General features: G+C 72.0%; 17 protein-coding genes. 10 read left to right on the top strand and 7 right to left on the bottom strand.

Annotated features, from left to right (window positions below; all coding sequences use genetic code 11):
* Position 1: 1 nt before the first annotated feature.
* The 8 genes from nusA (at position 2) to ABZ434_RS15060 (ending at position 11,502) form a co-directional block, all read left to right on the top strand.
* Positions 2-1,042, top strand: a complete 1,041-nt coding sequence (nusA, locus tag ABZ434_RS15095; RefSeq protein ID WP_359135664.1) for a transcription termination factor NusA — start codon at positions 2-4, stop codon at positions 1,040-1,042.
* 158 nt (positions 1,043-1,200) lie between these two features.
* Positions 1,201-1,479, top strand: a complete 279-nt coding sequence (locus ABZ434_RS15090) for a YlxR family protein (protein WP_176729335.1) — start codon at positions 1,201-1,203, stop codon at positions 1,477-1,479.
* A gap of 148 nt (positions 1,480-1,627) precedes the next feature.
* Positions 1,628-4,762 carry a translation initiation factor IF-2 gene (gene infB, locus ABZ434_RS15085; RefSeq protein ID WP_359135662.1) on the top strand — a complete coding sequence of 1,045 codons (3,135 nt, stop codon included), beginning with the start codon at positions 1,628-1,630 and terminating at the stop codon, positions 4,760-4,762.
* A 137-nt stretch (positions 4,763-4,899) separates the two neighbouring features.
* Positions 4,900-5,196 carry a DUF503 domain-containing protein gene (locus tag ABZ434_RS15080; RefSeq protein ID WP_326739190.1) on the top strand — a complete coding sequence of 99 codons (297 nt, stop codon included), beginning with the start codon at positions 4,900-4,902 and terminating at the stop codon, positions 5,194-5,196.
* 79 nt (positions 5,197-5,275) lie between these two features.
* Positions 5,276-5,725 carry a 30S ribosome-binding factor RbfA gene (gene rbfA / locus ABZ434_RS15075; RefSeq protein ID WP_359135660.1) on the top strand — a complete coding sequence of 150 codons (450 nt, stop codon included), beginning with the start codon at positions 5,276-5,278 and terminating at the stop codon, positions 5,723-5,725.
* Positions 5,722-6,675: a tRNA pseudouridine(55) synthase TruB gene (gene truB, locus ABZ434_RS15070; RefSeq protein ID WP_359135658.1), complete on the top strand. Its 954-nt coding sequence runs from the start codon at positions 5,722-5,724 to the stop codon at positions 6,673-6,675. Before rbfA ends, truB begins: the two co-directional genes overlap by 4 nt.
* Before the next feature lie 191 nt (positions 6,676-6,866).
* Entirely contained in the window at positions 6,867-10,505 is a 3,639-nt protein-coding gene (locus ABZ434_RS15065; RefSeq protein ID WP_359135656.1) for a serine protease, read from the top strand.
* Positions 10,506-10,548: 43 nt separating this feature from the next.
* Entirely contained in the window at positions 10,549-11,502 is a 954-nt protein-coding gene (locus ABZ434_RS15060; RefSeq protein WP_359135654.1) for a bifunctional riboflavin kinase/FAD synthetase, read from the top strand.
* Between the two features lie 74 nt (positions 11,503-11,576).
* Here ABZ434_RS15060 and ABZ434_RS15055 read toward each other — a convergent pair whose 3' ends face one another.
* Complete coding sequence (locus tag ABZ434_RS15055) at positions 11,577-12,941, bottom strand: MFS transporter (RefSeq protein ID WP_359135652.1); 1,365 nt, start codon at positions 12,939-12,941, stop codon at positions 11,577-11,579.
* 211 nt (positions 12,942-13,152) lie between these two features.
* On the opposite strand from ABZ434_RS15055, the gene ABZ434_RS15050 reads away from it, so the two are divergent.
* Together ABZ434_RS15050 and ABZ434_RS15045 are read left to right on the top strand one after the other, a co-directional pair.
* On the top strand, positions 13,153-13,731 hold the full coding sequence (locus tag ABZ434_RS15050; RefSeq protein ID WP_359135650.1) for a MarR family transcriptional regulator: 579 nt from the start codon (positions 13,153-13,155) through the stop codon (positions 13,729-13,731).
* 80 nt (positions 13,732-13,811) lie between these two features.
* Entirely contained in the window at positions 13,812-14,921 is a 1,110-nt protein-coding gene (locus ABZ434_RS15045; RefSeq protein ID WP_359135648.1) for an XdhC family protein, read from the top strand.
* 57 nt (positions 14,922-14,978) lie between these two features.
* Here the strand turns inward: ABZ434_RS15045 and ABZ434_RS15040 are convergent, their stop codons facing one another.
* From ABZ434_RS15040 to ABZ434_RS15015, 6 genes are all read right to left on the bottom strand, one after another.
* Entirely contained in the window at positions 14,979-15,962 is a 984-nt protein-coding gene (locus ABZ434_RS15040; protein ID WP_359135646.1) for an ABC transporter ATP-binding protein, read from the bottom strand.
* Entirely contained in the window at positions 15,959-16,981 is a 1,023-nt protein-coding gene (locus ABZ434_RS15035) for an ABC transporter ATP-binding protein (protein WP_359135644.1), read from the bottom strand. Before ABZ434_RS15035 ends, ABZ434_RS15040 begins: the two co-directional genes overlap by 4 nt.
* Positions 16,978-17,946 carry an ABC transporter permease gene (locus ABZ434_RS15030; protein WP_359135642.1) on the bottom strand — a complete coding sequence of 323 codons (969 nt, stop codon included), beginning with the start codon at positions 17,944-17,946 and terminating at the stop codon, positions 16,978-16,980. The genes ABZ434_RS15035 and ABZ434_RS15030 overlap by 4 nt, the downstream gene beginning before the upstream one ends.
* Complete coding sequence (locus tag ABZ434_RS15025) at positions 17,943-19,025, bottom strand: ABC transporter permease (protein ID WP_359135640.1); 1,083 nt, start codon at positions 19,023-19,025, stop codon at positions 17,943-17,945. The genes ABZ434_RS15030 and ABZ434_RS15025 overlap by 4 nt, the downstream gene beginning before the upstream one ends.
* A 117-nt stretch (positions 19,026-19,142) precedes the next feature.
* Positions 19,143-21,020, bottom strand: a complete 1,878-nt coding sequence (locus ABZ434_RS15020; RefSeq protein WP_359135638.1) for an ABC transporter substrate-binding protein — start codon at positions 21,018-21,020, stop codon at positions 19,143-19,145.
* Between the two features lie 197 nt (positions 21,021-21,217).
* Positions 21,218-24,103: an SCO5717 family growth-regulating ATPase gene (locus ABZ434_RS15015; protein WP_359135636.1), complete on the bottom strand. Its 2,886-nt coding sequence runs from the start codon at positions 24,101-24,103 to the stop codon at positions 21,218-21,220.
* Between the last annotated feature and the right edge of the window lie 156 nt (positions 24,104-24,259).

The following is a 24,259-nucleotide window of genomic DNA, read 5'->3' as shown; positions in this document are numbered from 1 at the left end:
CGTGGACATCGATGTGAAGCTGCTGAAGGGCTTGGCGCAGGACAAGGAGATCCCGTTCGACGTGCTCGTCGAGGCGATCGAGTCGGCCCTCCTCATCGCCTACCACCGCACGGACGGCAGCCACCGCAGGGCGCGCGTGGAGCTGGACGAGCGCGGCCATGTGACCGTGTGGGCCAAGGAGGACCCGGCGGACCTCGAGGAGGGCCAGCAGCCCAAGGAGTTCGACGACACCCCGTCGGGCTTCGGCCGGATCGCCGCGACCACCGCCAAGCAGGTCATCCTGCAGCGGCTGCGCGACGCGGAGGACGACCGGACGTTCGGCGAGTACGCGGGCCACGAGGGTGATGTCGTGACCGGCGTCGTCCAGCAGGGCAAGGACCCGAAGAACGTCCTGGTCGACATCGGCAAGCTGGAAGCCATCCTCCCGGTGCAGGAGCAGGTCCCGGGCGAGGAGTACACCCACGGCCTGCGGCTGCGCACCTACGTCGTGCGTGTCGCCAAGGGTGTCCGCGGCCCGTCCGTGACCCTCTCGCGGACCCACCCCAACCTCGTGAAGAAGCTCTTCGCGCTGGAGGTCCCGGAGATCGCCGACGGGTCGGTCGAGATCTGCGCGATCGCCCGCGAGGCCGGCCACCGCTCCAAGATCGCCGTCCGCTCCACCCGCTCGGGCCTGAACGCCAAGGGCGCCTGCATCGGCCCGATGGGCGGACGTGTGCGCAATGTCATGGCCGAGCTGCACGGCGAGAAGATCGACATCGTGGACTGGTCGGACGACCCGGCCGAGATGGTCGCCAACGCGTTGTCGCCCGCACGGGTGAGTGAGGTCGAGGTCGTTGACCTCGGAGCGCGCTCGGCGCGGGTCACCGTGCCGGACTACCAGCTGTCGCTGGCGATCGGCAAGGAGGGGCAGAACGCCCGTCTCGCCGCCCGCCTGACCGGCTGGCGCATCGACATCCGCCCGGACACCGAGACCGACGCCGAGCGCGACGTCGCGGACCGCGAGCGGGCCGAGCGGGCCCGGGAGCGCTCCGAGCGACGCTGACCGGACGCGGATCCCGACGGCCCGGGCGGGCCCTGCCAGGACCGGGCCGACGGGGTGACAAGGAATAGATCTCGTCGACACGCCGCTGAGATCACGACAACATCCGTTCGATTTTTACCCCAAAGGGGTGAGGTCGGTGCGGGGAGGTAGACTTAAACGTGTCTGGCCGGACGCACGCCCGCGCTTGCCCCGAGCGAACCTGTGTGGGATGCCGGGAGCGAGCGGCCAAGAGCGAGCTGCTGCGCATCGTGGTGGACGGGGACGCATGCGTCCCTGATCCTCGCGGTACGCTGCCCGGCCGGGGTGCATATGTACACCCCGTCTCTGTCTGTCTGGACCTGGCGGTTCGCCGCCGGGCCTTCCCCCGGGCCTTCAAGGCCAAGGGGCCGTTCGACCCCGCTGCGGTGCAGCGGTTCGTCGAGCGGGTGACACCGTAGGAAATTGAACGGCACGGGTCCCCGTGCGGTCAGGTACCTCGCGAGTTGGAAGTAGGTCGAGATTGCGATGAGCACTCGATGAGTACGCGATGAGTACGCCCATGAAGTAGCGACGGTCCGGCGGTAACCCGGACCTAAAAGGAGCGAAGTGGCTAAGGTCCGGGTATACGAACTCGCCAAGGAGTTCGGGGTTGAGAGCAAGGTCGTCATGGCCAAGCTCCAAGAACTCGGTGAATTCGTACGTTCGGCGTCCTCGACGATCGAGGCGCCGGTTGTACGCAAGTTGACTGACGCACTGCAGGGGCCCGGCGGCAACGCCGGCAAGTCCGCTGCAAAGCCTGGCGCGCCCCGTAAGGCCGCCCCTGTGAAGCCCGCGGCGCCCTCCCCGGCCGCTGCGGCACGTCCTGCTGCCCCGAAGCCCGGCGCCCCGGCCCCCAAGCCGGCCGCCGCCGAGGCCCCGAGCAGCACCCCCGCCGCACCTTCCGCGCCGTCCGCGGGCCCGCGTCCGGGCCCCAAGCCGGCGCCCAAGGCCGCCCCGGTCACCCCGGTGCCCGCAGCCGAGTTCTCGGCTCCGGCTCCGGCCCAGCCGGCGGCGCCGCAGCAGCAGCAGGCCCCGCGTCCCGCGGGTGCCACCCCGGGTCCCCGTCCCGCAGCGGCCCGTCCGGCTCCGGCCGGCGGTCAGCGCGACGGCGGCCGTGACGGTGGCCAGCGTGACGGCGGCCGCGGTGGAGAGCGTGGCGCCGAGCGCCCCGCACGCCCCGCGGGCCAGGGCGCACCGCGTCCCGGCGGCGCACGTCCGGCCGGTCCCCGTCCGGGCAACAACCCCTTCACCTCCGGCGGCTCGACGGGCATGGCCCGTCCGCAGACGCCCCGTCCCGGTGGCGCCCCGCGTCCCGGTGGCGGTCAGGAGCGTCCCGGCGCCCCGCGTCCGCAGGGCGGCCCCGGCGGCGCCCCGCGCCCGCAGGGTCAGGGCGGCGCACGTCCGTCTCCGGGCGGCATGCCGCGCCCGCAGGCTCCTCGTCCCGGCGGCGCCCCCGGCGCCGGCGGTAACCGTCCGAACCCGGGCATGATGCCGCAGCGTCCCGCTGCCGGCCCGCGTCCCGGTGGTGGCCCCGGCGGTGGCCGTGGTCCCGGTGGCGGCGGCGGCCGTCCCGGCGGCGGTGGCGGCGCAGGCCGTCCCGGTGGCGGCGGCTTCGCAGGCCGTCCGGCCGGTCCCGGTGGCGGTGGCGGCGGTTTCGCCGGTCGTCCCGGTGGCGGCGGTGGCGGTGGCGGCGCAGGCCGTCCCGGTGGTGGCGGCGGCTTCGGCGGTCGTCCCGGATTCGGTGGCCGTCCCGGTGGTCCCGGTGGCCGTGGTGGCACGCAGGGCGCCTTCGGCCGCCCCGGCGGTCCCGCGCGTCGTGGTCGCAAGTCGAAGCGGCAGAGGCGCCAGGAGTACGAGGCCATGCAGGCCCCGTCGGTGGGCGGCGTCATGCTGCCTCGCGGCAACGGACAGGCCGTCCGGCTGTCGCGCGGTGCCTCCCTCACCGACTTCGCCGAGAAGATCAACGCCAACCCGGCGTCGCTCGTCGGCGTGATGATGAACCTCGGCGAGATGGTCACTGCCACGCAGTCCGTCTCCGACGAGACGCTGAGGCTCCTCGCGGACGAGATGAACTTCGTCCTGGAGATCGTCAGCCCGGAGGAGGAGGACCGCGAGCTGCTCGAGTCCTTCGACATCGAGTTCGGCGAGGACGAGGGCGGCGAAGAGGCCCTGGTCTCCCGTCCGCCGGTCGTGACCGTCATGGGTCACGTCGACCACGGTAAGACCCGACTGCTGGACGCGATCCGCAAGACGAACGTCATTGCGGGCGAGGCCGGCGGCATCACGCAGCACATCGGTGCGTACCAGGTCGGTGCCGAGGTCAACGGCGAGGACCGCCGCATCACCTTCATCGACACCCCGGGTCACGAGGCGTTCACCGCCATGCGTGCACGTGGTGCGAAGTCCACCGACATCGCGATCCTCGTGGTGGCGGCGAACGACGGTGTGATGCCCCAGACGATCGAGGCGCTGAACCACGCCAAGGCGGCCGACGTGCCGATCGTGGTCGCGGTCAACAAGATCGACGTCGAGGGTGCGGACCCGACCAAGGTGCGCGGTCAGCTCACCGAGTTCGGTCTGGTGGCCGAGGAGTACGGCGGCGACACGATGTTCGTCGACATCTCCGCCAAGCAGGGCCTCAACATCGAGGCTCTTCTGGAGGCTGTCGTCCTCACCGCCGACGCCTCGCTCGACCTGCGGGCCAACCCGGAGCAGGACGCGCAGGGTATTGCGATCGAGTCCCACCTCGACCGCGGCCGTGGTGCCGTTGCGACCGTCCTGGTCCAGCGAGGCACGCTGCGGGTCGGCGACACGATGGTGGTCGGCGACGCGTACGGCCGAGTCCGCGCGATGCTCGACGACAAGGGCGAGAACGTCGAGGAAGCGGGTCCCTCGACCCCCGTCCTCGTGCTGGGTCTCACCAACGTCCCGGGTGCCGGCGACAACTTCCTGGTCGTCGACGAGGACCGTACGGCCCGTCAGATCGCCGAGAAGCGTGCCGCTCGTGAGCGCAACGCCAACTTCGCCCGCAAGGGTGTCCGGTTCTCCCTGGAGAACCTGGACGAGGCGCTCAAGGCCGGTCTGGTCCAGGAGCTCAACCTCATCATCAAGGGCGACGCGTCCGGTTCGGTGGAGGCTCTCGAGTCCTCGCTGCTCCAGCTCGACGTCGGTGAAGAGGTCGACATCCGGGTCCTGCACCGCGGTGTGGGTGCGGTCACCGAGTCGGACATCGACCTGGCGACCGGCTCCGACGCCATCGTGATCGGCTTCAACGTGCGCGCCGCAGGGCGTGCCGCGCAGATGGCCGACCGCGAAGGTGTGGACGTCCGGTACTACTCGGTCATCTACCAGGCGATCGAAGAGATCGAAGCGGCCCTCAAGGGCATGCTCAAGCCGGAGTACGAAGAGGTCGAGCTCGGTACGGCGGAGATCCGCGAGATCTTCCGCTCGTCCAAGCTGGGCAACATCGCCGGTGTGCTGGTCCGCTCCGGCGAGGTCAAGCGCAACACCAAGGCGCGCCTGCTGCGCGATGGCAAGGTCATCGCGGAGAACCTCAACATCTCCGGTCTGCGCCGCTTCAAGGACGACGTCACCGAGATCCGCGAAGGCTTCGAGGGCGGTATCAACCTCGGAAACTTCAACGACATCAAGATCGACGACGTCATCGCGACGTACGAGATGCGCGAGAAGCCGCGAGGCTGACCCGTACCTCAACAGTCGGGGCCGGTCGACGGGACGTATTTCCGTCGATCGGCCCCGGCCGTTCCGTGTACGGTTCTTGTGTCCCTGCCAATCACCGGCGGGGCGCGAACCCGAACCGGCGGGACATCCGGACATACATGTATGTGGGGACACTGTCCTTCGATCTGCTTCTCGGCGACGTACGGTCGCTGAAGGAGAAGCGCTCCATAGTCCGTCCGATCGTTGCCGAGCTCCAGCGCAAGTACGCGGTGAGCGTGGCGGAGACGGGCGGTCAGGACCTCCATCGCAGGGCCGAGATCGGCCTCGCCGTGGTCTCCGGGGACACCGGACACCTCACAGACGTGCTCGACCGGTGCGAGCGGTTGGTCGCCGGCCGGCCGGAAGTGGAACTGCTGTCCGTACGGCGGCGGCTGCACAGCGACGAAGACGATTGAGCAGGACCGACCGGGATCGGTGGGTGGGCGACGCCGCCCCCCGGACCCGGTCGGTACAGAGCGAGAAGGAGACGGACCAGTGGCCGACAACGCGCGGGCTAAGAAGCTGGCGGACCTCATCCAGGAGGTGGTCGCCGAGAAACTGCAGCGTGGGATCAAGGACCCCCGCCTGGGCACGCACGTGACCATCACGGACACCCGCGTCACGGGCGACCTGCGGGAGGCCACGGTCTTCTACACGGTCTACGGCGACGACGAGGAGCGGGCGAGCGCGGCGGCGGGCCTGGAGAGCGCCAAGGGCATCCTGCGCTCCGCGGTCGGCTCCGCGGCGGGGACGAAGTTCACCCCCACCCTCTCCTTCGTGGCGGACGCGCTGCCCGAGAACGCCAAGGCGATCGAGGACCTCCTCGACCGGGTACGGGCCTCTGACGCCAAGGTGCGCGAGGCGTCCTCGGGCGCCGCGTACGCGGGCGACGCGGACCCGTACCGCAAGCCGGAGGACGAGGACGAGGACTCACCTTCCGCATGACGCAGAACAACACCCCCCGGGAAGGCAGCGGGAACGCGGCGACCCCGGGCAGGGGTGGCGGCAGGCGCGGGGAGGACGGGCTCGTCATCGTCGACAAGCCGTCCGGCTTCACTTCGCACGACGTCGTCGCCAAGATGCGCGGCATCGCCCGGACCCGCCGGGTCGGTCACGCCGGCACGCTGGACCCGATGGCGACCGGCGTGCTCGTGCTCGGCGTCGAGAAGGCCACCAAGCTCCTCGGGCATCTCGCGCTGACCGAGAAGGAGTACCTCGGTACGATCCGGCTCGGCCAGGACACCGTCACGGACGACGCGGAGGGCGAGATCACCTCCTCCACCGACGCCTCCGGTGTGACGCGCGAGGGTATCGACGCGGGGGTCGCCGCCCTGACCGGCGCCATCATGCAGGTGCCCTCCAAGGTCAGCGCCATCAAGATCGACGGCAAGCGGTCCTACGCGCGGGTGCGCGGCGGCGAGGAGTTCGAGATCCCGGCCCGGCCGGTGACCATCTCGTCCTTCAACGTCTACGACGTCCGCGGGGCCGTGGCCGAGGACGGCACCCCGGTGGTCGACCTCGTCGTCTCGGTGGTCTGCTCCTCGGGTACGTACATCCGGGCCATCGCCCGTGACCTCGGCGCCGGGCTCGGCGTGGGCGGGCATCTGACCGCCCTGCGGCGCACCCGCGTCGGTCCGTACGGTCTCGATGCCGCGCGGACGCTCGACCAGCACCAGGAGGAGCTGGTCGTGATGCCGGTGGCCGAGGCCGCAGCATCGGCGTTCGCCCGGTGGGACGTCGACGAGAGGCGGGCGAAACTGCTGCTCAACGGCGTGCGGCTCGACATGCCCGCGTATCCGCCGGGTCCGGTCGCGGTCTTCGGGCCCGACGGGCGGTTCCTGGTCCTCGTCGAGGAGGAGAAGGGCAAGGCCAAGAGCCTCGCCGTCTTCGCCTGACCTGCGGGGGACCCCGTCGTGGAGCGGGCCAGGGCCCCTGTGCCCGCTCCACGCCCCCCACCGGATCCTGTCCGGTGAACGCCCCGGATTCACCCCAACGGGCAGGCGCTCGGAGTGAATCGGGGGTGCAAACGGGGCGCTTTTACCCCGATCGCTTCTCGTGCCGATCACCGCCGCCCTAACGTCGGATCATGGGATGCGGGGACCGGGCGACGCTGGTACGACTGTGCGATCCGGCGGGCCGCCCGCGGGGGACAGGCTTCGTCGCGGACGACCGGGGCACGGTCGTGACCAGTCACGAAGCGGTCGACGGCCTCCCTCACGTCGTGCTGCACGGCGCGGACGGCCGCACCTGCCGCGTCCGGTCCCACGACATCACCGCACTGCCGGAGCTCGATCTTGCGCTCCTGCCCACCGACGGACCCGAGACGCTCGGCGTGCCGGCCCTGCCGATCGCCTCGCGGGAGCGGATCGACGCCGGTACGTATGTGACCATCGCCGCGCACGGCCGGCGGCAGGCACGCGTCCTCGGTCCGACCTCGGTGACGTACACCGCGGGCGGCCGCACGCACACGATCGGCCGGGTGCTGGAACTGGCCCTCGGGACGGACGGCAGCGATGCGCTCAGGCTCGGCGGGGCGGCCGTCGGCGGGCCGGTGTCCGACCCGGACACCGGCGCTGTCATCGCCGTCCTGGGTACGGCGCTGCGCACCGGGCACGCCGCCGCGGGCTGTGCGGTGCCGCTGGCCGGCCCCGACCGCGACGGCCCGCTGGCCGACCTGCTGCGGCGCAACGCGACGGGGGTACCCGGATACGGAGTCGATCTGAACGCGGCGGGGGCGCTCCAGCTCACCGCCATGTCGGTCGGCTCCGCAGGCGGCCCGAGTGCCTGGCCCGATCCGGTGGTACGGCCCGAGGTCCTCGCGGAGTCCGACGACTTCGCATCGGCCGCCCGGCCGGAGGGCGACGAAGGGCCCGCCGTGGTCCTCGGCCTGGTCGGGGCGCCCGGCACGGGCCGCACCACCGAACTGGCCGCGCTCGCCGCACGACGCGCCCGGGGCCCGGTACCCGCGCTCACCCTGTGGCTGCGCGGTGCCGATCTGCTGGCCGACGACACCTCCCTCGCCGACGCGATCGCCCGCGCCCTCCGACAGGCCGGCCGCATCGTCACCGCCGCCGGAGCCATGGGTGACATGGCGACCGCCACCCCCGAGCGGGTCGCCCGGCTGGCCGCGGACGCGGGCAGCCCGCTGCTCGTCCTGCTGGACGGCCCGGAGGAGATGCCGCCCGTCCTGGCCCACCGGCTGGCCCGGTGGACGGAGGGCACGGCCCACTGGCTGCGGGAGCACGGGGCGCGCCTCGTCGTCGCCTGCAGGCCCGAGCACTGGGAGACCGCGGGCGCGCTCCACCCGCCCGGCACACTGCACCGACCGGCCCGCCCCGCCAGGCGGCTCCCCCCGGCGGTCCGCATCGGCGACCTGACGGCGGGCCAGGCCGAAGGGGCCCGGGAGCGGTACGCCCTGCCACCCGACGCGCTCGCCGTCGGCCACGACCGGCACCCCCTCACACTGCGGCTGCTCGCGGAGGTGCGAGGGGCCCTGCCGGCGGACACCCCGGGGCGCCCCGACACGGAAGAGGTCTTCGGCGCCCACCTGGACCTCATGTGCCTGCGCATCGCGGTCCGGATCGCCGCCCAGTGGCACCCCGCGCCCCACGGTGCGGCGGTGCGGCGGCTGGCGGCGCGGGTGGCGGGCCAGGTCCACGAGGCGGCCCGGCGCTGCCTGGGACCCGGGCAGGGGGAGCTGGACAGGGCCGCGTTCGAGGAGGTCTTCCCGTGGCGCGCGGGCTGGGCCTCGGCGGTGCTGACCGAGGGGCTGCTGATCCCGGCGGGAGCCGGGTACCGGTTCGCGCACGAGGAGCTCGGTGACTGGGTCCAGGGGGCGCATCTGGACCTGGACGCGGCGCTGCGGGCGCTGGTGCACCGCTGGCACGCGGACACGGTGGCGGTGGAGGGCGAGGGCCGGGTGCCCCACCCCCGCCGCCCGGGTGGGGCGGCCGCACCGGGGGCTCCCGCTCGGGAGCAGCCGCACACCCTCCCCGTGCCGCGCCACCGGATCGGCCCGGTGATCCAGGCACTCCTCCTCCTGGCCCGCCGCCAGGGCCCTGCCGCGCTCGCCCACCGGCTGGCCGACCTGATCGAGGCGCTGGAGCGGCTGTCGGCCGGGGAGACGGCACACGCCGAGGAGGGGGAGACCGGCCCGCCGTTCCCCGACGCGCGGTGGTGGGCCGCGCACCTGCTGTCCGAGACGCTGCTACGGGTTCCCGACGCCCGGCCGCACCTGGGGGTGCTCCGGCTGCTCGCCGGCCGCATCGTCCGCAGCTCGGCCGATGCCGGCGGGTCCGGTCCGCGGGGCGCGTACGCCGAGTTCGGGCCCTGGTTCTGGCGGCGGCTGCGGCTGCCCGAGGCGGACCGGATGGACCTGTTCCGCCGCCTCGTCCCCGCCGACGGGCCCCCGGGCGCCGAATCCGAGGGCGACGGCGGCCGGTTCCTGGACGCCGTGGCCCGACGGCTCGCCGCCCAGCCGCGTACGCTCCAGCCGCTCCTGTGCCTCTGGTTCACGGATGAGCGCCCGCTGGCGGCCGAGGTGGACCTCGTCCCGCGGCCCACCGTCGCGGCGGCCGCGCAGGCGCTCCTCCACGCCCGCCGCGACCTCGCCGCGGACGATCTGGCCGACGCGCTCGTCTCGTCCGGCCACCCCCGTGCCGATGAGCTCCTCGCCGCGCTGGCCGAGGACGAACCGACGGCGCTCTGCCGGGCCGTCGAGCGGTGGTCACGCGACGACGACCGTCGGTCGCGCCGGATCGCGGCGGCCTCCTACGGGGCGCTCGTCGCCCCGTATCTGAGCCGGGACACGGATCGTGCCCTGGTGCGCCGGGCGGCCCTCGCCCTGCTGGCCCGCCCGGCCGACAGCGATCTGCACGGCCCCGTGCTCGCCCTGCTCGTGGCCGATCCGCAGACCCGGGACCGCTATCTGCCGCAGGCCCTGCGGGCCTTCGCCGCGGACGGGCCGAAGGTGTCCGCCGGAGCGCTCGCCGTCGCACTGCCCACCCATCCGGAGCCGGTGCTGGCCGCGTACCGGGCGCGGCTCGTACGGCCCGGGGACGGCGCGGGTGAGGTGCTCCGCGCGCTCGCCGGGATCGATGCCCCCGCGCTCGCCCTGCACAGCGCCGGGCTCGTACGCGCCTATGTCGACAGCCACCCCGGGGACACCTCGCACACCGCCGCCTACCTCGACCGCAGGCTGGAGCACGGGCCCGCCGCCCGGGCCCTGCTGCTTCCGCTGCTCACCGGACTGCTCCGGGACCGCCCGGCGCCGGCGCCGGTCCGGGGCGCGCTCGCCGGGGTACTGGCCTCGCCCGGCAGCCCGGCGTCCCAGCAGCTTCGGGACACCTTGCTGGAAGTGCTGCTGGACTTCGAGCAGGGCGGTGCCCATCGGGACCCGATCGTGCTGGAGGCACTGCTGCGCGCCGCCGCGACCGGCTGCGCGGGGCGGTCACCGGCCCGCACCCGGGCGCTGGTGCACCGCACCGGGATGCTGCTGGTGCGCACCACCGAAGGGGCCGGACTGTTCGACCGTCTGCTGGTCGCCCTCGCCCGGGACGTGCCCGGGTTCGGCGGCCTGGTCATCGAGTGGCTGGCCGACGCCCCGCAGGAGTGGGCCGCGGTCATCGGCCCCAGCGCCCGGCGGACGGTTGAGGCCCTCGGAGCCCCGATGACCATGCCGATGCAGGCCGCAGGGCGTGAGCATGGCAGTCTTAGACCTGCGTAAGAGACAAACCCACGTACACAGGTTCGGGCGAGGAGCGGTCAGAGTGCAGCGCTGGCGTGGCTTGGAGGACATCCCCCAGGACTGGGGACGCAGCGTCGTCACCATCGGCTCCTATGACGGGGTGCACCGCGGACACCAGCTGATCATCGGCCGGGCCGTCGAGCGGGCCCGCGAGCTGGGGGTGCCGTCGGTCGTCGTCACGTTCGACCCGCACCCCAGCGAGGTCGTCCGGCCCGGCAGCCACCCGCCGCTGCTCGCCCCGCACCACCGCCGCGCCGAACTGATGACCGAGCTCGGCGTGGACGCGGTGCTGATCCTGCCGTTCACCACCGAGTTCTCCAAGCTCGCTCCGGCCGACTTCATCGTGAAGGTGCTCGTCGACAAGCTGCACGCCCAGCTGGTCATCGAGGGCCCCAACTTCCGGTTCGGCCACAAGGCCGCCGGGAACGTGCAGCTGCTCACCGAGCTCGGCGACACCTACGACTACCAGGTCGAAGTCATCGACCTGCGGGTGCGCGGCGAGGCCGGCGGAGGCGAGCCGTTCTCCTCGACCCTGACCCGGCGCCTGGTCGCCGAGGGGGACGTGGCCGGCGCCGCGGAGATCCTCGGCCGTCCGCACCGCGTCGAGGGCATCGTCGTCCGCGGTGCGCAGCGCGGCCGTGAACTCGGCTTCCCCACCGCGAACGTGGAGACCCTGCCGCACACCGCGATCCCGGCCGACGGGGTGTACGCGGGCTGGCTGCATGTGGACGGCGAGGCGATGCCCGCCGCGATCTCGGTCGGCACCAACCCGCAGTTCGACGGCACGGAGCGGACGGTGGAGGCGTACGCGATCGACCGCGTCGGCCTCGACCTGTACGGGCTGCACGTCGCCGTGGACTTCCTCGCGTACGTACGCGGCATGCTGAAGTTCGACTCGATCGACGATCTGCTCGTGGCGATGGCCGCCGATGTGAAGCGGTGCAGCGAGCTGATCTCCGCGTACGACCGGGGCTGACGACTTGCCCCGTCCCTACGGCTCCGGCCGGGACCGCTGTCACGCGGTCCCGGCCGGAGCCGTAGCGGCACGTGTCAGCTGTTGAGCTCCTCCAGCGTCTTCCCCTTGGTCTCCACGGCGAAGAGCGCGATCACCGCGCCCACTGCCGCCACACAGCCCAGCTGGGTGAAGACCATGGTCAGGCCGGCGCCCGAGCTGATGATCGCGCCGACCACGATCGGTCCGAGGATGACTCCCAGCCGGTTCCACACCCCGCCGAAGGAGGCCCCGCGCGCCCGGCTCCGGGTCGGGTAGAGCTCGGGGGTGTAGAGGTAGAGGCTCACGTTGGTGGCGAAGACGAAGAGCGTCGTGACCGAGGCCCACACGGCGACCTGGCCGCCTGACGTGGCGCCGGAGACGGCCAGCGAGAGCAGGGCGACGGCCGCCCCGCCCAGCCCGACGGTCAGGCACACCCGGCGCCCCGCCTTGTCGATGACGAGCGCGACCAGGAGACAGCCGATCAGGCCGGTCACATTGCTCAGCAGCGCGTAATTGAGCGCGGTGCGCAGATCGAGACCGAACTCCTTGGTGTAGAGGGAGGGCAGCCACGTGGCGATGCCGTGGTTGACGTAGTAGGCGACGAACCACAGTGCCGACACCACGGCCGTGCGCCGCAGGTAGCGGCCCGTGAAGAGATCCCGCAGCCCGCCCCGAGAGGTCTCGACGGCTGTCGCCGGGCCGGGGTCGGGGAGCGCGGCTCCGGTCGACTTCGCCACGTCCTTCTCGATCCGGGCGATGACCTGTTCGGCCTCCGCGACGCGTCCCCGGGAGAGCAGCCAGCGGGGCGACTCCGGCACCTGGCGGCGCAGGACGACGACGAGGAGTACGGGCAGGGCGCCGATCACGAACATCACCCGCCAGCCGAAGCTGGGCACCACCCAGCTCGCGACGAGCGTGGCCGTGGCGAGGCCGGCCGGGAAGATGAGCTCGTAGAGCAGCACGAAGCGGCCCCGGTGATCCGCCCGGGCGATCTCGTTGATGTACGTGGCGGCGACCGGCACGACACCACCGATGCCGAGGCCCTGAACGAAGCGGAAGAGCGTGAACAGGGCGAATCCGGGGGAGAGCGCGACGGCGAGGCTGGCCAGCGCGGTCACGGCGACGCCCAGGGCGACGGTGTTCACCCGGCCCATCCGGTCCCCGAGCCAGCCGGCGACGAGCGCACCGAGCAGCATGCCCACGGAACCGCTGGTGACGATCATGGTGCCCTGGCCGGTGCTCAGCTTCCACTGTTCGGTCAGGACGGGCAGTGCGGAGGCGGTCAGCAACTGGTCGAACGCCTCGAAGAACGTGACGGTGCCGATCAGTGTGCGGACCTTGATGTGCCAGCGAGAGCTCGGCAGGCGTTCGAGTCTGGCCGAGACGGAGCTCACGGCGGGGCCGTTGGCCACGATTGACATGGGGATCCTTCCGCGAACAGGAGTTGCGGTGACCCTAGGAAGAAGTGCCTTAGCGGTCAATGACTAAGTGCTTAAACGTTACGGAGGCTTCCGGGACCGGGGACCTGGAGGCGGGCTCCGGTTGTATCGTGAACACCTCACCGCTGCGCCGGGCGCGGTGTGTCCGGAAGGAGGCGCGAGGGCGCGGCACCGCACCGTCCTCCCACCGCACATGACCCGTAGAGCATCCGGCCGCCCTGACGCGGTCGACCTCGTCCTCGAGCAGTGGAAGCGCGAACTGCCCACTCTGGATGCCTCGCCGATGGAGGTGCTCGGCCGGCTCCACCGCAGCTTCCTGCGATACCAGGGACTGCTGTCCGAACTCTTCGAGTGCTTCGACCTGAACATGGCCTCCTTCGATGTGCTGGCGGCTCTGCGCAGGTCAGGGCCGCCATATCGGCAGACCGCCGGTCAGCTCGCGGACATCGCCCTGGTCACCACCGGCGGCATCACCCTGCGGCTGGACCGGCTGGAGAAGGCCGGGCTGGTGACACGGGAGCGCGACGCGAAGGACCGCAGGGTCGTGTACGCATGCCTGACCGAGCGGGGCGTCGAGGTCGTCGATGTGGTCGCCGTCGCCCACTTCGCCAACGAGGAGCGGATGCTCGCCGAACTGTCCGACGCCGAGCGGCGCCGGCTGAGTCAGCTGCTCGGCAAGCTCGAACGCTCACTGGAGACGGCCGAGCAGACTCCGCCGGACCGTGAGGCGCTGACGGCGTCCGTGCGACGGGATTCGGTGCATAATCCATAGTGCTCGTTATCTGAGTGCTCAGGCTTTGCTCCAGGAGCGCCGCCTGGGCCCGGTCCACCGGCCCCGAGGAGGTTCGTGACGTGCGTGAACTGTTGTCGGAACTGCGCGCCTGGCACGACGCCGGCACGCCCTTCGCGCTGGCGACGGTCGTCTCCGTCCGCGGCAGCGCTCCCCGGGCGCCCGGGGCCATGATGGCCGTGACCGCCGACGGCACGGTGGCGGGCAGCGTGTCCGGGGGCTGCGTCGAGGGAGCGGTATACGAAGTGGCCGGCGAGGTGCTCGCCACCGGGACCCCGCAGCTGCGGTCGTACGGGATCAGCGACGACGAGGCGTTCGGCGTCGGCCTGACGTGCGGCGGCACCATCGATGTCCTCGTCGCGCCCTTCGCCGCGCCCGGCGACCGGACCTGGCTACGGGATGTCGGTGAGACCGTCGCACGTGGAGAACCCGTCGCCGTGGCCACGCTCCTGCCCGACGAGGGCCGTGCGAGCGCGCGGCGGGTCGTTCGGGCGGACGGCGCGGAGGGATCGCTGGGCAACGAAGGGCTCGACGCGGCGGTCACCGACGACGCCCGGGGTCTCCTGGCCCAGGGGGCGACCGGCCGTCAGCGGTACGGGGCCCACGGCGAACGCAGGATGCAGGACGTGTCCGTCTTCATCCAGACGTACGCGCCACCGCCCCGCATGATCGTCTTCGGCGCCATCGACCACGCGGCGGCCACCGCCCGCATCGGCTCCTTCCTCGGTTACCGGGTCACCGTGTGCGACGCCCGCCCGGCCTTCGCGACCCGCGAACGCTTCCCCACCGCCGACGAGGTGATCCGCGCCTGGCCGCACACGTATCTGGCGGATACGGAAGTCGACGCGCGCACCGTCCTGTGCGTGCTCACGCACGACCCGAAGTTCGATGTGCCGCTCCTGGTCGCCGCACTGCGCACGCCGGCGGCCTACATCGGGGTCATGGGCAGCAGGCGCACCCACCACGACCGGCTGGCCCGGCTGCGGGACGAGGGTGTGAGCGAGGCCGACCTGGCCCGGCTCGCCTCGCCGGTCGGGCTCGATCTGGGCGCCCGGACGCCGGAGGAGACGGCCGTCTCGATCGCCGCGGAGATCATCCAGCACCGGTGGGGCGGCACCGGGCGGCCGCTCGGCGAACTGTCCGGTGCCATCCACCATCACGGACAGCGGTAACGGGCGGGCCCCCGAAGCCGAGGACCCGCCCGCCGGACACTCCCACCGCCACACTCCCTACGGCTGCGCCACCGCCGCCCAATGGCACGCCACCTGGGTCTCGCCGCCGCCCGCGAGCACCGGCAGGTCCTTCGTGCGGCAGGCGTCCGCGACACCCGCCCGCTCCGCCTCGCCCGAGGCCAGGACCTGGCAGCGGAGATGGAAGCGGCACCCCGACGGCACCTTGGACGGGTCCGGCGGCTCACCGGTCAGTACCACCGGTTCGCCCTCGGCCTCCGGCAGCACCGACAACAGCGCCTGGGTGTAGGGATGCTGCGGAGCCGTGAGGATCTGCTCCACCTCCCCCGTCTCCACGATCCTGCCGAGATACATCACCGCCACCCGGTCCGCGATGTTCCACGCGAGACCGAGGTCGTGCGTGACGACCAGCGCGGACAGACCCAGTTCGTCCCGCAGCCGCAGCAGCAGCGCCAGGATCTCACCGCGCACCGAGGCGTCCAGGGAGGCCACCGGCTCGTCGGCGACGATGAGTTCCGGCTCCAGGACCAGGGCGCCCGCGATCACGACCCGCTGCCGCTGGCCGCCCGACAGCTCGTGCGGGTAGCGGAGGAAGAAACGCTCCGGAGGCCGCAGACCGGCCCGGGACAGCGCGTCGGCCACCGCCTTCCGCTCGTCGCCCGGGTAGCGGTGGATCCGCAGGCCCTCGGCCACCGCGTCGTACACGGTGTGCCGCGGGTTCAGCGAACCGCTGGGGTCCTGGAGCACCAGCTGGACCCGCTTGCGGTACGCCTTCAGCGCACGGCTCCCGTAGTCGAGCGGCTTCCCGTCGAAGGTGACCTGCCCGCCCGTCGGTGGAACCAGACCCAGCAGCGAACGGGCCAGGGTCGTCTTCCCGCACCCCGACTCACCGACCAGGGCGACGATCTCGCCCGGCCGGATGTCCAGGTCCACCCCGTCCACGGCACGTGCCGGATCGGCGCCGTGCCTTCCGGGGAAAGCGATCCGGAGATCCCGCGCACTGAGCAGGTCCGTGGTGGTCATGATGTGCTCCTTGCTTCCTCGGCGCCCTGCGGGGCCGCGGCCCCTTCCGGGCCCACCAGCACACAGGCGGCCTCCCGCCCGGGCCCCGCCACCCGCAGCACCTGGTCCTGCGTGGTGCAGGAGTCCAGGGCCACCGTGCAACGCGGATGGAACGTGCAGCCGGCCGGCAGCGCCGACGGGTCGGGCGGATCGCCGGGCAGCCCCCGCGGGGCGAACCGTGAGGCCGGGTCGCCGATCCGCGGGAAGGCACCCGACAGGGCCTTGCTGTACGGGTGGTGCGCCCGCTCGTAGACCTCGGACGCCGGGCCCTGTTCCACGACCCGTCCCGCGTACATCACCGCGAGCCGGTCGCAGGTGTCCGAGAGCACCGCGAGGTCATGGCTGATCATGATGAGACCGAGGTCCTGCTCGGAGACCAACTGCTCGATCAGCCGCAGGATCTGGGCCTGGATCATCACATCGAGGGCCGTCGTCGGCTCGTCGGCGATGATCAGCCCCGGGTCGCAGGCGAGCGCCATCGCGATCATCACGCGCTGGCGCTGCCCGCCGGAGAGCTCGTGCGGATAGGCGTCCGCCCGGGCGGCGGGCAGACCCACCTGCTCCAGCAGCTCACCGGCACGCTTGCGTGCCGCGGCCTGCGTCGTCTTCTTGTGCAGGACGATCGGCTCGGCGATCTGGTCCCCGATGCGGTGCACCGCGTTGAGCGAGTGCATCGCGCCCTGGAAGACGATTGAGGCGCCCGCCCACCGCACGGCCCTGACCTGACCCCACTTCATGGCGAGGACGTCCTCGCCGTTCAGCAGGATCTCGCCGGTGACCTTCGTGCCCGCGGGGAGCAGTCGCAGCAGCGCGAGCGCCAGCGTGGACTTCCCGCAGCCCGACTCCCCGGCGATGCCCAGCTTCCTGCCCGCGTCGACCTCGAGGTTCACGCCGCGGACCGCCTGGGCCCCTCCGGCGTACGTCACCGTGAGATCGCGTACCTCGAGGAGAGGTGTCTTGCGGATGCTCGTCGTGCTCAACGGGCCACCCCCAGCTTGGGATTGAGGACGGTCTCGATGGCGCGGCCGCACAGCGTGAACGCCAGGGCCACCAGGGCGATGGCGATGCCGGGCGGTGCCAGGTACCACCAGTCGCCCGCGCTCACGGCGCCGGCTTCGCGCGCGTCCTGGAGCATGCCGCCCCAGGAGGTGATGGTCGGGTCGCCGAGGCCGAGGAAGGCGAGGGTCGCCTCCGTCAGGATCGCGCTGGAGATGACCAGGGTGGTCTGCGCGAGCACCAGCGGCATCACGTTCGGCAGTACGTGCCGGAGCATGATGTGCCCGTGCCCGCCGCCCAGTGCGCGGGCGCGCTCGATGTACGGGCGGGACTCCACGGCAAGGGTCTGCGCCCGCACCAGCCGGGCCGTCGTCGGCCAGGTCGTGACGCCGATGGCGATGATGACCGTCCACAGGGAGCGGTCCATCACGGTGGCGAGCGCGATCGCGAGGACGAGGGTCGGCATCACCAGGAACCAGTCGGTGACGCGCATCAGGACCGTCGAGTACCAGCCGCGGAAGTGCCCCGCGACGATCCCGACGACCGTACCGATGGCCACGCAGAGGAACGCCGCGAGCAGCCCCACGGTCAGTGAGACGCGCGCACCCCAGATCAGCAGGGCGAGGACGCTGCGTCCGAACTGGTCGGTTCCGAGCGGGAACTCGGCGCTCGGCGACTCCAGCGCCCCGCCCGGAGCCTCGGTGACGCTCTGCGCGTCCGCGCCGGTCAGTACGGGCGCGCAGACGGCGATCAGCGCGATCAGGACGAGCCCGGCCAGGCCCCACAGCCCGCCCCGGTGGCTGCGGTACTCCCGCCAGAACCGGGCCATGGAACGCCGCTTGCGGGCCCGGGCCAGGGCGCCCGGGCTCCTGGCCTCCTCGGGCCCGGATTCCTCGGGCGCGGGGGCCTTCGCCCCCGGCGTCGACGCGGGCATGGATTCGGTCGTCATCGGCCCACCCGGGGATCGAGCAGCGGATACAGCAGATCGGCCAGGGTGTTCGCCAGGATCACCGCGGTGGCGAAGACGAAGAACAGCCCCTGGACGAGCGGAAGGTCGGGGACGCTCAGCCCTTGGTAGAAGAGTCCGCCGAGGCCCGGCCAGGAGAACACGGTCTCCACCAGGATCTGGCCCGCGACCACATGGCCCAGGTTGACGAACATCAGCGTGAAGGTCGGGAGCATCGCGTTGGGGACGGCGTGCCGGCGGCGGACGGTGTCGTCGCGCAGCCCCTTCGCGCGCGCCGTCGTCAGATAGTCGCTGCCCATCTCGTCGAGGAGCGAGGAGCGCATCACGAGGAGCGTCTGCGCGTAGCCGACCGCGACCAGGGTGATCACGGGGAGCACCATGTGGTGCGCGACGTCGAGCACGTACGCGAAGCCGGACTCGTTGCCCGACTCCAGCCCGCCGGTCGGGAACATGCCCGGGATCGGTCCGACGCCCACGGAGAAGACGATGATCAGGAGCAGACCGAGCCAGAACGAGGGCACGGAGTAGAGCGTGAGCGCCAGCGCGGTGTTGAACCGGTCGCTCTTCGACCCGTTGCGCCAGGCGGTACGGGTGCCGAGCCAGATGCCCAGCGCGCTGTAGAGGACGTACGCCGTTCCGGTGAGGAGCAGGGTCGCCGGGAGCGCCTCGGTGATCTTGTCCATGACCGGGGCGTGGTACTGGAACGAGGTGCCGAAGTCGCCGGTGAGGGCGTCGCCCACATACGTCGTGAACTGCTGCCACATCGGCTGGTCGAGACCGAACTGGTGACGCAGTGACTCGAGTTGCTCGGCGGACACACGGCGTCCGCCCGTCATCTGCTTCACCGGGTCGCTCGGGATGAGCCGGAAGAGGAAGAAGCTGGTGACCAGTACGGCGAACAGCGAGACGGCCGCGCCGACGATCTTGGCGGCCACGTACTTCAGATAGGCCTGGGTGTTGCGCGCCCGTGGGCCGCGGGCGGCCGGAGAGCCGACCGGAGCCGGGCCTTCCGTGTCCGCGTCCGCCTGCTTCACGAGCGCCGGAGTGCTGTCAGCTGTCATGGGAACTCTCGTTACTCGTGCTGCACTTAGAGGGATCGGACGGCGGGGCCCGGCTGCCCGGGCCCCGCCGCCGACCGCTCTCATCCCGTCCGCGGGAAATACCCGCGGGCCGTGGAACTACTCGCGGTCGTCCGCGGTGGTGCGGCGGCGCCGGGAGATGAGGAACCCGCCACCGGCGAGGACCAGCACGGCGACGACGATGCCGATGACGATCCCCGTGGAGCTCGAACCGGAGTCGCTGTCACCCTCCCCGTCGCCACTGCCGGCCGGAACGGCCGACCACCAGCTCCAGTACCCGTCCTGGCCGTAGATGTTGCCGGCCGCCTCGGGCATCGTGGTGATCGACTTGATCTGGTCGGTGCGGTAGGCCTCGACCGCGTTCGGGTACGCGATGACGCTCATGTACCCGGAGTCGTACAGCCACGACTGCATCTGCCCGACGAGGTCCGCCCGCTTGGCGGTGTCGTACTCGGCGAGCTGCTTCTTGTACAGCTCGTCGTACGTCTTGTCGCAGATGAAGTTGTCCGTGGCCGCGCTCGCCTTGGCCTTGGTCGGCAGGGCGGCGCAGGTGTGGATGCCGAGGACGAAGTCCGGGTCGGGGTTGACGGACCAGCCGTCGAAGGCGAGGTCGTACTCACCCGCGTACCAGGGCACGGAGACGTCGTCGAGGCAGTCGACCTTGAGGCCGACGCCGAGCTTGCCCCACCACTCCTTGAGGTACTTGCCGATCGCCTTGTCGTTCGGGTCCGTCGCGTGGCACAGGATGCGCAGGTCGAGCGCCTTGCCGTCCTCGCCGACGCGCTTGCCGCCCTTGAGCTCGTAACCCGCCTGGTCCAGGAGCTTTCCCGCCTTGGCGGGATCGTAGGCGAGGTTCTGGCTCTGCGACGGCTGCCAGCTGTACTCCGAGAAGCGCGGCGGGATGTACCCCTGGCCCTCGACGGCGTGGCCCTGGAACACCTTGTCGATGATCGTCTTGCGGTCGATCGACAGGAACAGCGCCTGACGGACCTTCTGGTCCAGCAGCGCCTTGTTGCCGTTGCCGAACTTCTTGCCGTCCTTGGTCTGCGCGCCCGGGTTGGTGGCCAGCGCGAAGAAGCGGCGGCCCGGACCCTCGTTGACCTTGATGTTGGCGTCACCCTTGAGCGACGCGGCCTGGGCGGGCGTCAGCGCGGGCGAGCCGGCGACGAAGGAGACCTCGCCCTTGCGGAGCGCGGCGACTGCGGCGTCCTGGTCCTTGTACGTCTTGAAGACCAGCTCGTCGAACTTGGGCCTGCCGCGCCAGAAGTCCTTGTTGGCCTTGAGCTTCACGTACTGGTCGACCTTGTAGTCGCTCAGTACGAAGGGCCCGTTGCCCACGACCGGGAAGGCCGTGTCGTTGTTGAACTTCGAGAAGTCCTCGACCTTCTCCCAGACGTGCTTGGGGACGATCGGCACATCGAGCGCGGCCATCGTGGCCTGCGGTTCCTTGAGCTCGATGACCAGCTGCGTCGGGCTGGGGGCGGTCACCTTCTTGAAGTTGGTGACGAAGCTGCCGTTCGCCTGGGCGGCGCCCTCGTCGGTCATGATCTTGTTGAACGTCCAGGCCGCGTCCTCGGCGGTGGCCTGCTGGCCGTCCGACCACTTCGAATTGCTCCGAATGGTGTACGTCCACGTCAGCTTGTCGGCTGACGGCTCCCACTTGGTGGCGAGACCCGGGACGGCGTGATTGTCCTTCGGGTCGTAGTTCGTCAGGAAGTCGTACATGAGCCGGGAGACGCTGGTGCTCAGCAGCTTCTGGGCGAGGAACGGGCTCAGGGAGTCGACGCTCTGCGCGACCGCGACGGTCAGCGTCTTGTTGCCGCTGTCGGCGGCCTGCGCCTGCTGGGGCGCGGCTCCGAGGGGGATGCCCGGCACGACGGACCCGGCCGCCAGAGCAAGGGCGGCGGTGCCGGACGCCAGGAGGATTCGCAGACGTGAGCGTGGCTGGGCTGAGGGCGGTGGGACTCTTTCGACCATGGTCAGGGACCTCGCGTCATGACTCGCACGGAGAAGGCGGGTTGATCTGTGGTTCGCCAGCTGGTGAAGCGAAGGTTTATCAGCGGTGGTCGAGCCGCGTCAACGGTCACCGAAACGGCGTGTGGTCTGCGGGAATGCAATGAGGGTCCGCATCGCGTAAGCGATGCGGACCCTCATTGGTTCAGACCTCTGACGCCCTACTGCTGAGGCGCTGGCGGCGGCTGTGGAGGCTGCTGCTGCCACCCCGCCGGCGGGACGGGACCGTGGAGTTCGGGGTGGGCGGGCTGACCCGGCTGACCTGGCTGTCCGCCGTGCGGCTGCGGCTGAGGCGGGCCGGCCTGACCGGCCGTCGACTGCGCCTGCGAGGGCAGTGACTGCTGCCAGTTCTGCCCGGCGCCGGGCGCCTGCGGGGGATAGGGCTGCTGCGGCTGCCCGCCGTAGGGCTGCTGCTGCGGGTAGGGCTGGCCGGGCTGCTGCGGTGGCTGCGGCTGCTGGGGAGCATACGGCTGCTGGCCGGGCGCCGGCTGGCCCGGCATCTGCATGCCCGGCATCGGAGGGGCGTACTGCGGGGGCGGGTTGCCGCCGTTCGACGTCCACAGCCCTTGCTGCTGCTGGGCGCGCGCGAAGTCCTCGGCGACGAGGGCGGAGAGGTGGAAGTACGCGTCCCGGGTCTTCGGGCGCATCATGTCGAGGTCGACCTCGGCGCCGGCCGACAGGTGTTCGTCGAACGGCACGACGACCACGCCTCGGCAGCGCGTCTCGAAGTGCTGGACGATGTCATCGACCTTGATCATCTTTCCGGTCTCGCGTACCCCGGAGATGACGGTGAGGGAGCGCTGGACCAGCTCCGCGTACCCGTGCGCCGACAGCCAGTCCAGCGTGGTGGACGCACTTGACGCACCGTCGACCGACGGGGTCGAGATGATGATCAGCTGGTCGGCGAGGTCCAGCACCCCGCGCATCGCGCTGTACAGCAGGCCGGTGCCCGAGTCCGTGAGGATGATCGGGTACTGCTTGCCCAGCACCTCGATCGCGCGCCGGTAGTCCTCGTCGTTGAACGTGGTCGAGACCGCCGGGTCCACGTCGTTGGCGATGATCTCCAGACCGGAGGGCGCCTGCGAGGTGAACCGCCGGATGTCCATGTAGGAGTTGAGGTGCGGGATCGCGTGGACCAGGTCACGGATGGTGGCCCCGGTCTCGCGACGGACCCGGCGGCCCAGCGTGCCGGCGTCGGGGTTGGCGTCGATGGCGAGGATCTTGTCCTGCCGCTCGGTGGCCAGGGTCGCGCCCAGAGCGGTGGTCGTCGTGGTCTTCCCCACGCCGCCCTTGAGGCTGATCACCGCGATCCGGTAGCACGAGAGCACCGGGGTGCGGATCAGATCGAGCTTGCGCTGCCGCTCGATCTCCTCCTTCTTGCCGCCCAGCTTGAAGCGGGAAGCGCCGGACGGGGTGCGGCTGCTCTTCGCCTTCTGCTTGCCCCGGACGAGCCGGTCGGATGAGAGCTCCACGGCAGCCGTGTAACCGAGCGGTGCGCCCGGAACGGAACGCTCGCGCTGGTCATGGGTGACCGGCGTGGGCCAGGCGGTTCCGGCCCGGGGGTCGGCGGGCGGTCCCTGCGGCGGTCCCTGCGGCGGTCCCTGGGGCGGGAGTTGCTGCGGGTGCGGCTGCTGTGCGTGCTGCTGGTACGGGGGCTGCGGCTGCTGCGGCGGAATCTGCGCGGGCAGATTCGGGGTGGCCTGAGCCGGCGGCAGGCCGCCCTGCGGGAACCCGTAACCGCTCTGCGGCTGCTGTGCGGCCTGAGGCGGCTGAGGTGCCTGAGGTGCCTGAGGTACGGGCGGGGGCAGGGCAGCTGCCTGCTGCCCGGGCCACTGGTGAGCCTGAGGTGCGGGCGGCGGCGGGAGCTGCGCCGGCAGGGCCGCTCCCGGCTGGACCTGCTGAGGCTGAGGCTGCTGGGGGAAGCCGTACCCTCCCTCCGGCGCGGGGGCGGCCGGCTGAGGCTGCTGCGGGAAGGGGAGAGCCTGCGGGGTCTGCGGGCCCGGAGGGGTCTGGGCGGCCGGATCCTGCGGGAAGCCGTAGCCGCCCCGGCCGCTGTCGGCCGGGGCCGACGGGGGCCAGTGGGAAGCGGGCCGGGGTGCCTCGGGCTGCGGCGCCGCGGGCTGGAACGACGGCGGCAGCGGCGGCAGTCCGCCCAACGCCGGCGCGGGGGTCCAGGGGGCGGGCGCCGCGTCCTGCGGTGCACTGCCCTGCGGTACGTCGAGGGGGGCCGCATCGGCGGGGACGGGCGGGGGCACGGCATCCGAGGGCGCCGAGTCCGTGGGCACGGCGTCGGAGGGCTCGTCGGCGTGCGGGCCGCCGTCGCTGCCGTCATGGCTCGCGGAGACGTCCGGCGCAGGGGCGTCGCCGGGCTCGCCCGCGTCGGTCTCGGGGGCGTCGTCGTCCGCGGCGAGGGACGGCAGCGCGTCGGACGGCCCGGACGACGAGGAGTCCGAGGCGGCGGCGGAGGACGGCAGCGCGTCGGACGGCCCGGATGACGAGGAGTCGGGGGCCGCGTCGGTCTCCCCGGCCTTCCCGGAACCGTTCTGCGGGTCGTCCCCCACCTCGTCACCGGCGGGGCCGGCCGCCGGGCGGCTGTCCTCCACCTCGTCGGCAGGCGCGGAAGCGGCCTCCGCGGCGGCTTCGCGCTCGGCGATCTCCCGCTTCAGCGCGGCGGACGAGAAGCGCATGGTCGCGCCGCTCTCCACGTCACCGCTCCCGAAGGGGTCCGGCGCGTCGGCCGCACCCGGCACCGGGTGATCGGCGGCGGCACCGTGCGCCGGTGCCGGCGGCGCCGGAGTCCGGTCGGGTTCGAATGCGCCCGCGGCCGGCAGCCCGGGCACGGACACCGGGGCGCCGGTGGGCGGCGGGGGCGGGGCCAGATGCGTGCCGGCTCCGCCCGACGAGTCGCCCGGCGCGTTCTGCGTGTACCAGGCGGGCGGGGTGTAGTCGATGGTGAACTCACCCGTCATCTCGGCGGGCTCCGCGTCGGACGACTCGTCGACGGGCTTGTTCCAGCCCCCGCGCATCTCGTCCCGATCGCCGTTCACTTTGCCTCCTGATGTGGTCGAGCACCCTTGTGCCGTGGTGGGTGGGGGCGACCGTTCCCTCAGGTCCGGACACAACCTGGTGCGAACCGCCCGGCTCTCCCCCTGGGACGCGCACTGCCTGCCCGCAGGTTCTCCTGCCGCGCCCGGACCCACCCT

This window comes from Streptomyces sp. NPDC005761, assembly GCF_040630635.1.
Taxonomy (GTDB): domain Bacteria; phylum Actinomycetota; class Actinomycetes; order Streptomycetales; family Streptomycetaceae; genus Streptomyces.
This window is presented reverse-complemented; position numbering and strand designations above follow the sequence as displayed.

Bases quoted from the DNA above. Each gene is read 5' to 3' on its own strand.
- ABZ434_RS15080 (WP_326739190.1), top strand. From the start codon at position 4,900: ATGTATGTGGGGACACTGTCCTTCGATCTGCTTCTCGGCGACGTACGG.
- ABZ434_RS15055 (WP_359135652.1), bottom strand. From the start codon at position 12,941: ATGTCAATCGTGGCCAACGGCCCCGCCGTGAGCTCCGTCTCGGCCAGA.
- truB (WP_359135658.1), top strand. From the start codon at position 5,722: ATGACGCAGAACAACACCCCCCGGGAAGGCAGCGGGAACGCGGCGACC.
- ABZ434_RS15020 (WP_359135638.1), bottom strand. From the start codon at position 21,020: ATGGTCGAAAGAGTCCCACCGCCCTCAGCCCAGCCACGCTCACGTCTG.
- ABZ434_RS15050 (WP_359135650.1), top strand. From the start codon at position 13,153: ATGACCCGTAGAGCATCCGGCCGCCCTGACGCGGTCGACCTCGTCCTC.
- ABZ434_RS15025 (WP_359135640.1), bottom strand. From the start codon at position 19,025: ATGACAGCTGACAGCACTCCGGCGCTCGTGAAGCAGGCGGACGCGGAC.
- ABZ434_RS15040 (WP_359135646.1), bottom strand. From the start codon at position 15,962: ATGACCACCACGGACCTGCTCAGTGCGCGGGATCTCCGGATCGCTTTC.
- ABZ434_RS15065 (WP_359135656.1), top strand. From the start codon at position 6,867: ATGGGATGCGGGGACCGGGCGACGCTGGTACGACTGTGCGATCCGGCG.
- ABZ434_RS15030 (WP_359135642.1), bottom strand. From the start codon at position 17,946: ATGACGACCGAATCCATGCCCGCGTCGACGCCGGGGGCGAAGGCCCCC.